Source organism: Mucilaginibacter gilvus (assembly GCF_004054195.1).
Lineage (GTDB): Bacteria > Bacteroidota > Bacteroidia > Sphingobacteriales > Sphingobacteriaceae > Mucilaginibacter > Mucilaginibacter gilvus.
Genome location: NZ_SBIW01000008.1, coordinates 184,082 through 198,433, shown reverse-complemented (window position 1 = coordinate 198,433; position 14,352 = coordinate 184,082). Strand labels below are relative to the sequence as shown.

The 14,352-nt window shown below is 46.0% G+C and carries 16 protein-coding genes; 10 read left to right on the top strand and 6 right to left on the bottom strand.

Annotation, left to right across the window (positions count from 1 at the left end):
- The first annotated feature begins 261 nt into the window (after positions 1 to 261).
- A complete protein-coding gene (locus tag EPL05_RS17685; RefSeq protein WP_128535315.1) occupies positions 262 to 948 on the top strand; it encodes a hypothetical protein in 687 nt (228 codons plus the stop codon).
- A gap of 128 nt (positions 949 to 1,076) precedes the next feature.
- Here EPL05_RS17685 and EPL05_RS17680 read toward each other — a convergent pair whose 3' ends face one another.
- The 4 genes from EPL05_RS17680 to uvrB all read right to left on the bottom strand — a co-directional run bounded on the left by EPL05_RS17680 (position 1,077) and on the right by uvrB (position 6,367).
- The gene (locus EPL05_RS17680; protein ID WP_128535314.1) at positions 1,077 to 3,596 is read right to left on the bottom strand and encodes a YfhO family protein; all 2,520 of its coding nucleotides are present in this window, start codon (positions 3,594 to 3,596) and stop codon (positions 1,077 to 1,079) included.
- Between the two features lie 92 nt (positions 3,597 to 3,688).
- A complete protein-coding gene (locus tag EPL05_RS17675) occupies positions 3,689 to 3,985 on the bottom strand; it encodes a hypothetical protein (RefSeq protein WP_128535313.1) in 297 nt (98 codons plus the stop codon).
- Between the two features lie 7 nt (positions 3,986 to 3,992).
- Positions 3,993 to 4,244 carry a DUF4834 family protein gene (locus tag EPL05_RS17670; RefSeq protein WP_128535312.1) on the bottom strand — a complete coding sequence of 84 codons (252 nt, stop codon included), beginning with the start codon at positions 4,242 to 4,244 and terminating at the stop codon, positions 3,993 to 3,995.
- Positions 4,245 to 4,339: 95 nt separating this feature from the next.
- Entirely contained in the window at positions 4,340 to 6,367 is a 2,028-nt protein-coding gene (uvrB, locus tag EPL05_RS17665; protein ID WP_128535311.1) for an excinuclease ABC subunit UvrB, read from the bottom strand.
- Positions 6,368 to 6,626: 259 nt separating this feature from the next.
- Between uvrB and upp the strand changes: the two genes are divergently transcribed.
- From upp to rpiA, 7 genes are all read left to right on the top strand, one after another.
- On the top strand, positions 6,627 to 7,271 hold the full coding sequence (gene upp, locus EPL05_RS17660) for a uracil phosphoribosyltransferase (RefSeq protein WP_128535310.1): 645 nt from the start codon (positions 6,627 to 6,629) through the stop codon (positions 7,269 to 7,271).
- 51 nt (positions 7,272 to 7,322) lie between these two features.
- Positions 7,323 to 7,739, top strand: coding sequence for a DUF4279 domain-containing protein (locus EPL05_RS17655; RefSeq protein WP_128535309.1), 417 nt, complete (start codon positions 7,323 to 7,325; stop codon positions 7,737 to 7,739).
- Between the two features lie 24 nt (positions 7,740 to 7,763).
- Positions 7,764 to 8,492 carry a YjjG family noncanonical pyrimidine nucleotidase gene (locus tag EPL05_RS17650; RefSeq protein ID WP_128535308.1) on the top strand — a complete coding sequence of 243 codons (729 nt, stop codon included), beginning with the start codon at positions 7,764 to 7,766 and terminating at the stop codon, positions 8,490 to 8,492.
- A complete protein-coding gene (locus tag EPL05_RS17645) occupies positions 8,489 to 9,022 on the top strand; it encodes a DinB family protein (protein ID WP_128535307.1) in 534 nt (177 codons plus the stop codon). The genes EPL05_RS17650 and EPL05_RS17645 overlap by 4 nt, the downstream gene beginning before the upstream one ends.
- Before the next feature lie 332 nt (positions 9,023 to 9,354).
- Positions 9,355 to 10,209 carry a UDP-2,3-diacylglucosamine diphosphatase gene (locus EPL05_RS17640; RefSeq protein ID WP_128535306.1) on the top strand — a complete coding sequence of 285 codons (855 nt, stop codon included), beginning with the start codon at positions 9,355 to 9,357 and terminating at the stop codon, positions 10,207 to 10,209.
- Positions 10,210 to 10,401: 192 nt separating this feature from the next.
- Positions 10,402 to 10,893, top strand: a complete 492-nt coding sequence (msrA, locus tag EPL05_RS17635) for a peptide-methionine (S)-S-oxide reductase MsrA (RefSeq protein WP_128535305.1) — start codon at positions 10,402 to 10,404, stop codon at positions 10,891 to 10,893.
- 16 nt (positions 10,894 to 10,909) lie between these two features.
- Positions 10,910 to 11,602: a ribose 5-phosphate isomerase A gene (rpiA, locus tag EPL05_RS17630; RefSeq protein ID WP_128535304.1), complete on the top strand. Its 693-nt coding sequence runs from the start codon at positions 10,910 to 10,912 to the stop codon at positions 11,600 to 11,602.
- A gap of 148 nt (positions 11,603 to 11,750) precedes the next feature.
- On the opposite strand, the gene EPL05_RS17625 is transcribed toward rpiA, so the two are convergent.
- Positions 11,751 to 12,440: an adenylate/guanylate cyclase domain-containing protein gene (locus EPL05_RS17625; protein WP_128535303.1), complete on the bottom strand. Its 690-nt coding sequence runs from the start codon at positions 12,438 to 12,440 to the stop codon at positions 11,751 to 11,753.
- A gap of 142 nt (positions 12,441 to 12,582) precedes the next feature.
- Positions 12,583 to 12,885: an EcsC family protein gene (locus EPL05_RS17620; protein ID WP_243837329.1), complete on the bottom strand. Its 303-nt coding sequence runs from the start codon at positions 12,883 to 12,885 to the stop codon at positions 12,583 to 12,585.
- On the opposite strand from EPL05_RS17620, the gene EPL05_RS24370 reads away from it, so the two are divergent.
- Entirely contained in the window at positions 12,826 to 13,026 is a 201-nt protein-coding gene (locus EPL05_RS24370) for a hypothetical protein (RefSeq protein WP_243837320.1), read from the top strand. The two genes, EPL05_RS17620 and EPL05_RS24370, sit on opposite strands and share 60 nt — an antisense overlap.
- Positions 13,027 to 13,262: 236 nt before the next feature.
- A complete protein-coding gene (locus tag EPL05_RS17615) occupies positions 13,263 to 14,246 on the top strand; it encodes a glycosyltransferase family protein (RefSeq protein ID WP_128535302.1) in 984 nt (327 codons plus the stop codon).
- The last annotated feature ends 106 nt before the right edge of the window (positions 14,247 to 14,352 follow it).

Here is a 14,352-nt window from a genome sequence, read left to right as displayed (position 1 = left end):
CAATATCAATAATTTAACAAGCGGTGCAGCCTTGGCTATCAGCCTGATAGCCAGTAAACGAGCCCTAATATCTGTCCCAAAAAGTATAAACATTAAAATAAATTCGTAGTTTTTTTGGTACTACTTAATGCCCGGCCCGCTTAATAGGGGTTGGGCATTAGTTTTGTATTGATATATTTGCGCGCAAATGCTTCAAAGGAAAGGGCTTACAGTCTTATTTCCGGCGTCAAACTAAAACGCGGAATTTCCCGTAAAACATGTATGAATAGAAAGTTACTTATATTTTTTGGGCTTTTAGCTTTATTTACACAAGCCTGTAAATTAGATCCGCCTATTTATGGCCCACCACCAAAAGAAGACTGGTCTGCCAGTTTTCAACCGCTGGGTACCGGCACTTTTTGGAAATATGTTACTAATAAAGAGGGCGGTGAGCCCGATTCATCGGTACTTACCGTAACTGGTGAACAGCCAATTATTAAAGACAGTACGTACCATACCATATTTAGCATCAGCCGGAAAAACGCGGGGAACGGTTACGTTTACGTGAATGACAATATCATTAAAATAAGACTTTTTTACGCTGACTATAACGATAACCTGGAGATAGAATATTATGATAACCGGGCACCCGTTGGCGGCACCTGGATAGCTAAGATTACCGATAGCGGCCTGTTAGAGGGCTTCCCGGCAAGGCTTATAGGCACCGTAAAAGAGGTAGATGCTACCAAAGTTGTAAACGACATTACCTTCCCAAGGGTAACCCATACGCAAATGCTTTTACAACAAAATAAGGGCAACGGTTATCAAACCTTTGCCACTTATGATTATTATATACAAATGGGGGTTGGTGTTATACAAACCAATTTTGTAAAGACTGATGGAACCGACCTTGGCACAGTGACTATTTACAGCTACGATATTAAAAGCAACGATATTATAGTTAAGTAGCTTACCCCGTTGCTCATTAAATGGCGCAGCTATAACAGATAGTACCCGCCGGTTAAAACTGACAAACACAAAATGAGCGGTGGATATTAAATCCATCGCTCTTTTTGTGTTTTATGATGTTTCCTGTATTACTTCGCCTTCCTGGCCTCAGCTTTCACAACAACCGGCTTTGGTTCCGGCTTTTTCTTTTTCAATTCGGCAAATAGTGCGCCACCCAGTGCAAGCACCAGCAATATTGAACTTGCTAACGAGATGCCTTCGCCGGTATAATATGATGCCGGGTGGAAGACGAACTCAATTTCGTGATTGCCTGTAGGGATATTTGCCGCACGCAGTAAATAATCGGCACGGAAGTACGGCTGCTCTACGCCATCTATCAGCATTTTCCAACCTTTTTTATAATAGATCTCAGAGAAAACCGCTACCTGGTTGGTTGACGAGCCACTTTGGTAGGTTAAATGATCGGGCGTGTATTTAACCAGTTTAATAGTTGCGTTAGTATCTATGGCTAATGTTTTTGCTTCGGCAACCGATTTATATTGCTGATCAACCATAACCTCATCCTTTGGCGAGAAACTGCTGATGGCCTGCATCTCTTCATCGGCGTCTTTAACGTATTTAACGCTTTTTATGAACCAGGCATGGCCGCATGCGGTTTGATTACGTTGCAGGCGACTGCTGTTGGTTTTAGGGTCTGTGGTGATAATATACTTGGTGTTCAGCATATCAAGCACATCCTGGTTAATACTTTTGGTAAACTGGTTTAAATAAAGCTCGTCATACCGCTTTAGGCGGGCTGCCGAATACCCGGTAATCGATTTATGGAAGAAAGGGTTAAAGGTATCGTAACGAAAATCTGCGCCGGAATCAAATACGCGAAAATCCGGGTCGGTATCCTTCATAATAAAATTATCAACCTCGCGCGGCGCTACTGCTTGCGCAGCCTCTACTTTATCCTGAAAATTACTCTCTTTAAGGTAACGCTTATCAACCTGCCATAGGTCTACCAAAACAATAATAAACAGAATGATAGATAGTACCTGCGCTTTTATTTTATTGGTGACGAAGGCCCATAAAAGCCCGAAGGTTACCAGCAGGAATATAAACGTTCGGATGGCATCGGCGCGCTCAAGCGACATCCTGTCGGCAATAACGGCTTTACCTACCTCGTTAGCTGTAGTGGTATCGTTTTTAAGCGCCTGGGCCAGGTAGTTAACCATATCTGTATGGTTATCTGTTCTAAAGCTCAGGAACACCGTAGGTACAGCTATCAGGATGAGCGTAAGCCCGCCCACTATACCGCCTGCTATGTAGAGCTTTTTAGTGATGCCCTTTTTATCGGGGTTCTCAATAACTTCCTGTACGGCCAATAAAGCCAGTATAGGGAAGCAAAGGCTGGCAACCGCCAATATGGATTCTACCGCGCGGAATTTGTTGTACAGCGGGAAGTAATTAAAGAAAATATCTGAAAGGAACGGCAGGTTGCGGCCAAACGACAGGAAGAGTGTGAGCAGCACCGTGCCCAGTAACCACCATTTTAAGCGGTTGCGAACAATGATAAGACCTAATACAAACAAAAAGCAAATTACGGCACCAAAGTAAAACGGCCCCGATGTGCCCGGTTTAGTACCCCAGTACAACGGTATAATTTGGGATGTTATTTGCTGCGCGTACTGCGTAGCCTGATCCTGCGGGATGCCTTTATTGGTAAATACTTTAATGGTTTCGGAGTCATCGCTTATAGGCACAGCGCTTGGTAACGCGCCACCGTAAGCATTTGGCACCAAAAAGGTAAGCGATTCGCCAACACCCTGGCTCCATTGGTAAGCATATTCTTTATCTAAACCGGTAGTTGGCTCCTGCGTGGTAGATTTAAGGTTGGATTTGCCACGAATGGTTTCGGTACCGTAGTCGTAAGTGCTCCAAAGGATAGATGCGTTTACCGCTATGGCCAATAAAGTAGCACCGGCTAAAAAGCCCAGCGCCTTTAAAAACGGCTGCATTTTTTTCCCTTTAACGGCATGGAACAACTCGATGCACATTAAAATGATGATAGACAGCAGCAGGTAATAGGTCATCTGGATGTGGTTGGAGCGGATCTCCATCGCCAGGAAAAAAGCTGCCAAAGCAGAGCCACTGAGGTAATTACCTCTAAGCGTCATGATGATGCTGGCTATTATTGGTGCAAAGAATGCTATTGCAAAGGCCTGGTTGGAGTGCCCCGCCACCAGCAGTATAATGTTATAACTGGAAAACGTAAACGCCACAGCCCCTGCGGCTGCCAACCATGGGTTCATTTTTAGCACGATGAATAAAAAGTAGGTGCCTAATAAAAGCAGTAACAGCGTATCTACCGGGTTAGGGAAGGTTGCTTTTACGGCATTTACAACATGCGAAGTGATGTTGTTGGGGTAAGGTGCCCAGATCTGGAAGGTGGGCATCCCGCCGAATATCTGGTTGGTCCACAAAATGGTGGTATCCTTAGCGCGATAGTCGTTTATTTCCTTTTGGGTGGATTGCGCGCCGATAACATCGCTTTGCCCTAATGTTTTACCCTGGAATGAAGGGGTAAGATAAAAAAAGCATATAGCTAAAAAAATTCCAATAACAGCAAGGTGGGTGCCATTACGTTTAAACCAGTTATTCATCTAAATTATTTAAAGGGATATTTATCTAATAATCTTCAAAAATAGAAATTTGAATGAGATTAGGAACGATAGTTTGTGCGAAAGAATGTTAATTAACAGTTATGCGGTTGCTTATGGATGTAGTAGAACACCAGGGCCATCCCAATAATGCTGATAATGTAAACTATTGTATTTAAGCGGTTATACACTTCGCGGTTGCGGCGTATGTTGTAGGCGTTGTATAAGGCAAGCAGCGCCATGGCCGCCCAAAAGAAGTTATTGATCTTATCGCAGGTTAAAAAAAGCGATATCAGCACGGCCAGTATAACGCAGTTGGTTACTATAAGCAGTAATTGCGGCGAGGTGTTGTCGTGGCCACGCCTGCGTTTGTAAAGGTTCTCGGGAAGCATATGAGGCTTATTTTATTTCCTCGTAATCTACAAATTCCCCTTCACTATCAGGCACTTTACCTTTTTGCCCTTCGGGGATATAATCTACTTTCACGCGCTCATCCGGCCGTTTGGTTTGCTGGTAATTTTGCTGCTGGCCGGCATGTTGCTGCTGGGCGTTGTTTATTACAGTCCTGAATATCGCCGGCAGCAATAGTTTAAAAACATAGCGGACGATGTACAGGATACAAATAATTATAATTAATACTTTAAGTAACATCTTTTAATATTTTGGCTTACAAATATAAGTAGTATAACGTAATAATTGTTTGGATATGATATTCTATAGATTTGAAGATGAACTACATTTTCAAATTAACTAAACTTCTCTTCCATCAGCTTCTCCAGTGCAAACATTTCGTCGCGCAGTTTGGCGGCAAGGAGGAAGTCCATATTCTTGGCGGCGGCAACCATATCCTTGCGGGTACTCTCAACAGATTTTTTCATATCTGCCTTGGTCATGTATTGCACAATAGGGTCGGCAGCGAGAGTAATGGCGTCATTCTCTACGTAGGCCTTCTGCACACCGCCTTTAAAGTCGACAACGGAGGTTTGCTCCATAATTTCCTCGCGCGATTTGCCAACCGTTCTTGGTACGATGCCATGCGCCTCGTTATATTTCACCTGCAATTCGCGGCGGCGATTAGTTTCCGACATAGTGATCGCCATCGAATCGGTTATCTTATCGGCGTACATGATCACCCGGCCCCTATCGTTACGGGCTGCACGCCCAATGGTTTGTATCAGCGAGCGTTCCGACCTCAGGAACCCTTCCTTATCCGCATCCAAAATGGCAACTAATGATACCTCGGGTAAATCCAGCCCTTCGCGCAATAGATTGATCCCGATCAGCACGTCAAATTCTCCTAGGCGTAATCCACGTAAAATCTCCACACGCTGTAAGGTTTTCACCTCCGAATGGATGTATCGGCATTTGATACCGAGCCTGTCCATATACTTGGCCAGTTCTTCGGCCATGCGCTTGGTTAGGGTGGTTACCAAAATGCGGTCACCCATTTTTATGGTTCTATCAACTTCATCAAGCAGGTCATCCACTTGATTTATCACGGGGCGAATCTCAATTAAAGGGTCCAACAATCCTGTAGGGCGGATCACCTGCTCCACCACCACGCCACCCGATTTTTCGAGTTCGAAATCGGCAGGGGTCGCGCTCACATAAATGGTCTGGGGTGCCAGCCGTTCAAACTCCTGGAAGTTGAGCGGGCGGTTATCCATCGCGGCAGGTAAACGGAAACCATAATCAACCAAAGAGATCTTCCTCGACCTGTCGCCGCCATACATCGCGCGGATCTGCGGAACAGTAACGTGGCTTTCGTCAATTACCATCAGGTAATCATCCGGGAAATAATCCAGCAGGCAGAAGGGGCGCATACCGGGTTCGCGGCCATCAAAAAAGCGGGAATAGTTTTCTATACCGCTGCAATAGCCCAGCTCGCGGATCATCTCCAGGTCGTAATTAACCCTTTCTTCCAGGCGCTTGGCTTCAATAAAGCGGCCGTCATCTATAAATTGTTTCTTTCGTGCTTCCAGTTCTGCCTGTATGGCCCAAACCGATTGCTGGAAACGTTCGCGCGGGGCAACATACAGGTTGGCTGGATAAACCACCATGTGTGTCATTTTCTCAATGGTTTTGCCGGTGCTGATATCAAAGGTACTCAGCTCTTCAATATCATCGCCGAAGAAGGAAATGCGATAGGCGTAATCCATATACGCCGGGAAAATATCCACTGTGTCGCCCTTCACCCTAAACGTACCACGTTTAAAATCGGCGGTGGTACGGGCGTAAAGGATCTCTACCAGTCGGTGCAAAAAAGCGTTACGGCTGATGCGTGTACCCACTGCGAATTTGAATACCGAGTTGGCAAAATCCTCGGGGTTACCCATACCATAAATGCAGGAAATGGACGATACCACAATTACGTCCCTTCTGCCGCTCATTAATGCGGAAGTGGTACGGAGGCGCAATTTTTCTATCTCCTCGTTTATCTGTAGGTCTTTTTCGATATAGGTGTTAGACGAAGGGATAAAAGCCTCCGGCTGGTAATAATCATAATAGGATACAAAGTAGTTCACGGCGTTATCCGGGAAGAACTGTTTAAACTCGCCGTAGAGCTGAGCTGCCAGTGTCTTATTGTGACTGAGGATCAGCGTAGGCTTTTGGGTTTGCTCAATAACGTTGGCAATGGTAAACGTTTTGCCCGAACCGGTAACCCCAAGCAGGGTTTGGAAAGGGTCAGCGTTATTTACACCATCAACCAATTGCTTAATGGCGGTTGGCTGATCACCGGAGGGTACGTACTGAGAAGTTATTTTAAAATCCATTTATACAAAGATATAGATTTGAGATGTTAGATATAAGATTTGAGATTAGCTGCCCTACAAAGTGGTGGCACCCGTCGTCAACAAATCAAAGCTACACCCGGTTAGTGACAACCCTATGGCAGCAGCTTTTTACTAAACGAAATTATTTACAGATTGATTGCAAGTTTCCGCCAATTTAACAACCTTTATAAAGATAAGAAGCCGGAATAACTCCGATCTCAAATCTCAAATCTCATATCTAACATCTCAAATCTACCACATGCCTTTCATCCTCAATAAAACCGATAGTATTGCTAACCTGTACCTCGCCGATATGCGCGATGTAACCACCCAGCAGGACCGCGCCCGCTTTCGCCGCAGCCAGGAAAAACTAGGTGCTATACTGGCCTACGAGGTCAGCAAAACGCTGAAGTACGAGGTGAAGGAAGTGCAAACGCCTTTAGGTATCTGTAACGTAAACGTGCCGGAGCAGCAACCGGTATTGGCAACGATCCTGCGGGCCGGCCTGCCCTTTCACCAGGGTTTTATGGAGTTTTTTGAGCAATCCGAATCGGCCTTTGTTACCGCCTGCCGTAAGACCAAAAAGAACGGCAGCTTTACCATACAGGTAGACCACATCAGCACCCCAAACCTGGATGGTAAAGTTTTAATTATGATTGATACCATGCTGGCCACCGGGCAAAGCGTAGTAAATGTTTGTAAAGAACTACTGGCTCAATACAACATTGCCGAACTGCACGTCGCCGCCGTAATTGCCAGTACAGAAGGCATCACCCATGTGCGCGCCAACCTGCCCAAAGTAAAAATTTGGGTTTGCGCCGTGGATGAGGAAATGACGAGTAAGAGTTACATTGTGCCGGGGCTTGGCGATGCGGGGGATCTGGCGTTTGGGGAGAAGGTGTGAGGGGGATTTCGGAATGGGGATTTTCGATTTCGGATTTATTAAAACTAAGTGATGAAGAAAAAAAAAGTTGATCTGCTGTTTAAAATTGTAGATTTTGAAGATATAACGCACGATGATATAACCACGATGCTGGGTATCGCGCCCGCGCATACGGCTGTAAAAGGGGATAAGCGGAACCCAAACAATCCTGATTCTCCTTTAAAAACAAATAATAGCTGGTCTATGAGTAGCGGACTGGATGAGTACGCCGATTTTGAAGCGCAGATGAATGCCCTATTGGATATCATTGAGCAGAAGGAAGATGCATTTAAATTGCTTTGCGATAAATACTACTGTGAGTTTGCCTGTGCTATATTTACCTATAGAGACAATGATGAAAGCACGCCATGGGTGCATTTAGATAAGCGGTATAATAAATTAATAAAGGAACTCGACATTGAATTTGATATTGACCTGTATGTTTTTTAGAAGAACATCTTCTAACTTTGCCTCATGCCCAAATCCGAAATCGATCATCCCATATCCGCCACTAAATACACCCACATCTTCTTCGACCTCGACCACACCATCTGGGATTTTGATAAAAACGCCGAAGAAGCCCTACACGAACTTTATGGCACTTATAATTTAAGAGATATCGGCCTGCATTCTGCCGACCTATTCATCGAAACCTACACCCGCCACAACCACCGCCTTTGGGCGCAATACCACTTAGGCGAGATCACCAAAGACGAGCTGCGCGATGCCCGCTTCAAATCAACCTTTACCGAACTTGGCCTGCACCCCGATTTAATGCCGGCTGATTTTGAGGACGCTTACGTAAACCTATGCCCTACCAAAACCAACCTGTTCCCCCACGCGCACGAAACACTGGAGTACCTGCAGTCGAAGTATACATTGCATTTAATTTCCAACGGTTTCAAAGATTCCACCACGCTTAAAGTGAACGGCACCGGGCTGGTGAAATACTTTCAAAACATCATTATCTCCGAAGTAGTGGGCGTAAACAAACCCGATCCGCTCATCTTTCAACATGCCATAGACCTGGCCCGTACCACTAAAGAAGAAAGCCTGATGATAGGCGACAGCATTGAAGCCGATATCCGCGGGGCACTGGGTTTTGGGATGGATGCTATCTATTTTAACCCCCTCGGTTTAGAAAAACCTGCCGATGTGCCCGTACAGATAACCCATTTAAAAGAGTTAACTTTACTACTATGAACATCGCCAAAGAGCGCCGCGCCATCGAAACAGGATTAGACAGCTACCGCGAACAACTGGACGGCTTTACCGAAGAGCAATTCACCACCATCCCGCCCATCGGCGGCTGGAGTTACGCTGAGGTGTACGACCATATCCTCAAGGCCAGTCTGGGCTCATCAATCGCTTTGGAGCGTTGCACCAATAATAATTGCCTGCCTACTAAAATGGGTATGAACCTTTGGGGGTATTACCTCATGCTTACCGGTAGCTTCCCACCGTTTAAAGTGCAGGTGCCCGAATCCGTCGCCGCTAAAATGGCACCAAAGAAAATCACCTTAGAAGAGGCCAAAAACCTCATCATCAAAGTACGTAAACGGGTAGAAGACACCGCAAAGTTACTCCCCGATGCCTCTCTCCGTGCCAAATGGGAGCACCCCCGCTTAGGTATGCTGAATGCCGAACAATGGTTTAAGTTTATCCGTATACATCTGCAGCACCATTTAAATCAGCTGGAGCGGATAAAAAAATCGCTAAATAGTGGCAGATAATTTTAAGCATAAGCACAAATAATCGACCTAACTCCTCGCTTGGATTGTTATAGATATATATTTTCTTAAAAAAGAAACCTTTTACATTTAATATAGTCTTAACAGTATAATCATTTGATAATAGGATATTTGTAAAAACAATACAAGATGAATTTTGAGTTTACTTACTTGTTTGTAGTTGGATTGCTGGTGTTGCTTGGCGCATTCTATCTGAGCCCTTACGAACTAAAGGTTAATGAAGACGAGGACGACGAATAACCGCCTGCCCCAAAGCAACCTCCCTGTTTTATACCGGTATTTTTTATCGGGCTGCACAATTGCCCCCAAATTGAATGGCTAAAAGAGAAGTTGATATCGTTATTATATCTGATGTGCACTTAGGCACATACGGCTGCCACGCCAAAGAACTACTGAAATACCTGAAAAGCATTAAACCAAAAATGCTTATCCTCAACGGCGACATTATTGATATCTGGCAGTTCAGTAAATCGTACTGGCCCGAAACGCACATGAAAGTGGTGCGCCGCATCCTCAAATTTGTAACCGAAGGCATCCCCGTGTATTACCTAACTGGCAATCACGACGAGATGCTACGCAAGTTTACCGATTTCGACCTCGGTACCTTCCAGCTCCTTAATAAAGTAGTTTTAAATATCGATGGTAAAAAAGCATGGATCTTCCACGGCGACGTGTTTGATGTTACCATGCAGCACTCTAAATGGCTGGCCAAACTGGGCGCCGTAGGGTACGATACGCTTATCCTCATCAATAGCCTCACCAACTGGCTGCTCACCGCAATGGGTCGCCCTAAAATGAGCTTTTCCCAAAAGGTGAAGGCCAAGTTTAAGGATGCCGTAAAATTCATCAACGCCTTTGAACAAACCGCTGCCGACCTGGCCGTAGAAAAAGAATACAGCTACGTTATTTGCGGGCACATTCACCACGCCGAGATCCGTGAGATCCAATCTACAGAGCAAACCGGCAGCGTACTATACCTCAACAGTGGCGACTGGGTAGAAAGCCTCACAGCGCTGGAATACCACGATAAAGACTGGAAAGTGTTCACCTATACCCCCGAAGCTTTCCACGCTGATAACGACGATGATGACACCACCGATGCCGAAGACCTGGACGCCAAACTGGATGTAAACAAACTGCTGGAAAGATTTAAGCAGGAAGCGGGATAATTTATCTGATGAAAACGATAATTTCTTTTACCACGCAAACAGCACCGGGATAATATATTATAGCAAACTGTAATTTATCACCACTATGCAATAACCGGGCAGCCATTCACTATCGTCCACAAATTATCTTTACTTTCGATGAACAAACATTTTTGGGGTTCCCAAACTTAGTTCATAAAAAAATAAAACGATATGAATACTGAAAAAGCCATATTGGCCGGTGGTTGCTTCTGGGGTGTAGAAGAACTTATCAGGCAACAGCCGGGTGTTATTTCAACGGTAGTGGGTTACACCGGTGGCGATGTGCCCAATGCCACCTACCGCAATCACGGTACACATGCCGAAGGTATAGCCGTCACATTTGATCCGGCGATAATATCCTATCGCAAACTATTGGAATATTTCTTCCAGATCCATAACCCAACCACCCGCAATAGGCAGGGTAACGATATAGGGGCTTCTTACCGCTCAGCTATTTTTTACCTGGACAAAACGCAGCATGAAACCGCCAACCAACTGATAGCGGAGATGGATGCATCCGGCGTATGGCCCGGAAAAATTGTGACCGAAGTGGTGCCTGAAACGGATTTTTGGAACGCGGAAGCCGAACACCAGGATTACCTGCAAAAAAATCCTTATGGCTACACCTGCCACTTCGAGCGACCGGAATGGACGCTGAGCTAACCCGTTTCATAACAGCGTGGCAGATCATAAACTAACGGCAGCCAAAGCGGCATTGAGCCTCATAGGCCCCAACCAGTCAATTGGCCTGGGCGCAGGCAGTACCATAATGCATCTGGTAAATTTAATTGCTAATGAATGCAAATACGCTGCTTCGCTTAATTTTGCATCATCATCTTTTAAAACAACACAATTGCTAAGCGCGCGCAGTTTGCGCGTATCGCCCCCGGCCCTGCTTCACAAACTGGACCTTTACTTTGATGGCTGCGACCAGTTTGACGCGGAACTGAACGCGCTGAAGAGCGGCGGAGGTATCCACACTACCGAAAAGGTGCTGGCCTCGATGGCTGATGAGTTTGTACTACTGGGCGACGAAAGTAAATTCGCAAAGCACTTGAATGCCGCTTATCCGCTGGTGATCGAGATCCTCCCGCAGGCCCTGCAAATTGTGCTTACCAAGGCGGCAGGTATGTTCCCGCTGGCTACCATTACCCAGCGGATGAGCACTCAAAAAGATGGCGCTCTGATCTCTGATAATGGCAACATGCTGGTAGATGTTTATTTTACCGAAATGCCGAATGCCCGGGAGCTTAACGTACAGGTTAAAATGATACCTGGTGTAGTAGAGCATTCCTTATTTTACCACCTGGCAACCAAAGCAATAATAGCAGGTGAGGGCGGCGTTCAAAGCATTTTGCCACATCGGCTATAATTGCCGCCTGGCGGGCTTTCCGTTCCAAATCCTCGCGCCGCCTCACAGCCCTGCGCACCGCTGTGGGTTTTCCACTACACCCCCTAACGCAGAAGCGCGAGCGTTTGCCCAGCAATAAGTTGATGAAGTGGCGTATAACGGGGCCCAACTAACCCGATATTGCCAGCAAATAATCCATTTCCAACTCTGCTTCTTCTAAAAATAGCCCTTTATGGTAGGGACTGCCGGCAAGGCGCACCTGCAGTTGTTGCGTAATACCCTGTAGCACTACCGTTTGCTGGCGTGCGGCTAATTGCTGTTGCCCAAGAAACTGGTAAGCATATTCCGAGATCAGCAGGTCGTTACCCAACTCTTTGGTTTTTGCCTGCAGCCGTGCAGCGATGTTAACGGGCAAGCCCATTACGGCTAATTGCGGTGTGCCTTCCAAAGCAAATTCATCAATAAATACCCGGCCGGCATGTAAACCGGCACCCATTTCAAGTGGGGCGTTATCGTCGTTCGCTGTGTAAGAGCTATTGAACAAACCAACCGTTTTAAACATGGCGCGGGTTGCCTGGTAGGCATTGTTCATAGCATCGCGCAGATTATCCTGCAAACCAAAAACAGCGTACAGGCTGTCGCCCCCGGTTTCTACTATCTTGCCACTAAAGTTTTTTATGATTTGATTGAAAGCGGTAAACAGGCGTCGCACTATCTGGATAACGTACTGCTCGGGCTGTGATTCCATCAGGCCCGTAAAGTTCCGGATGTCTAAAAATAAAACGGCGAGTTCCTGTTTGCGGTAAGGCGCGGCAGCAACAATGGGAAGTGATATATTGGAGAGGTAATTATTTTGCATATTAAATGTATATACCTATCAGACGACCCACACCCCCAAACATTTCACAAAAAAGCACATTTTTATTTTCTGATGCTGCGGTGACATAAGGAGAAGTGCGCCGTATCTATTGAAGCTAAAACTACAGTCTAAAACTCCAACCCTAACTCCCCATCCTCTTCACCCCCAGCACCCGCATCCTATAACAGTTCATAGCCGTTTCGCCTAACTGCGCCATGAGCTGGTAATTGGCAATTGCGCCAACAGCGGCGCCGATAACGGGGATGAGCTGGGCTATTTTGGCCAGATCAATATAGTCGCGGTATTCCAGCTGGAAGGTGCACCAGTCGAACTGGTCGGTATCTACGGGCAGCTGCAGGCTATAATTTCCCCAGTTTTCTAACAGATGGTATACTTCGTTCCGGCGTTGCTGGCTGCAAAAGGTAAGCTGAAAAACGTAGAGGATATAAAGCCTTTCCCTATAATCCTTTACATCAAAACCAGTATAATAGCCGCCGACTGGCTGGTGACCACCATTGGCGATTACACTAAATTCGCGCTGGCGGTATTGAACTTATCCTCCACACCGGATCTGATGATGGGGTAAAAACGTTGATCATTTTACGCCCAAAATCAAAACGCGGCATTATTTAATTTATCAATGGTGAAAATGGCTTCCAGGTAATCGTGCCGGTGATTACAGCGACATTTCAAATTAACGAATTGAAGTAGGAAGTAGATAGCAAGGCATTGCGCCGCTTGTTGAAGCCAATTATCGTCATTTAACCATTTAATAATATGGTATAAACTTTTCTTTGCTAAATTGCCCGCAATTCTACGCCTATGAAAATATTGTTCGGTATACAGGGTACAGGGAATGGCCATATCAGCCGAGCCCGCGAAATTGTTCCCCTGCTACAGCAATACGGTGAGGTTGACTTGGTGGTAAGCGGTACCGAGGCCGAAGTGAGCCTGAGCCAGCCCCTTGCCCACAAGTTCCACGGTTTTAGCTTTGTGTTCGGTAAAAATGGCGGGGTAGATAACTGGGCTACGTTTAAACTCATGAACCTGCGCCAGCTTTGGAAGGATATGCACAGCATGCCGCTAAGCCAGTACGACCTCATTATTAACGATTTTGAACCCGTAACCGCCTGGGCCTGCCGCTTGCAAAAGGTGCGGTCGGTATCCTTAAGTCACCAATGTTCATTTGTCTCGCCAAAAACACCCCGCCCAAAATCATGGGATTGGGCCGAGTGGCTTTTTAAATATTATTCGCCCACCACACACCATATCGGCTTCCATTTTGAGCGGTACGATGATTTTATCCATACCCCGGTTATCCGCAGCGATATCCGCCGGATGGAGACCTCGAACCTGGGCCATTACAGTGTTTACCTGCCTGCTTACAGCGATAAAACCCTGTTAAAAAACTTAGGCGGCACAGATGCTGAGTGGCACGTATTCTCCAAGCGCACCAAAACGCCCTACCGCGAAGGCAACGTGCATGTATTCCCGGTGAATAATGATGGGTTTAACAATAGCCTGGCCAGTAGCGCCGGACTACTCACAGGTGGCGGCTTCGAGGGCCCTGCCGAAGCCTTGTTTATGGGTAAAAAAGTAATGATGATACCTATGAAGGGCCAGTACGAGCAGCAATGCAATGCCCTTTCGGCGTCAAAACTGGGTGTAAAAGTGGTGAGCACCATTAATGATCAATTCCCAACCCATATCAACAACTGGCTTGCCGACCCAACCCGCATCAACGTAAACTTCCCCGATGAAACCGCGCAGATAGTGGATGATATGGTGAAGAAGTATGCGAGGTAAACGATGTCGAATTTCTGCTAATTTTGAGTTATTAACCCCAATCAGCATAAATTCGAAACGGCGAGGCCCTCTTGAGCACCCCTAAATAATATACCGCGAAAAATTG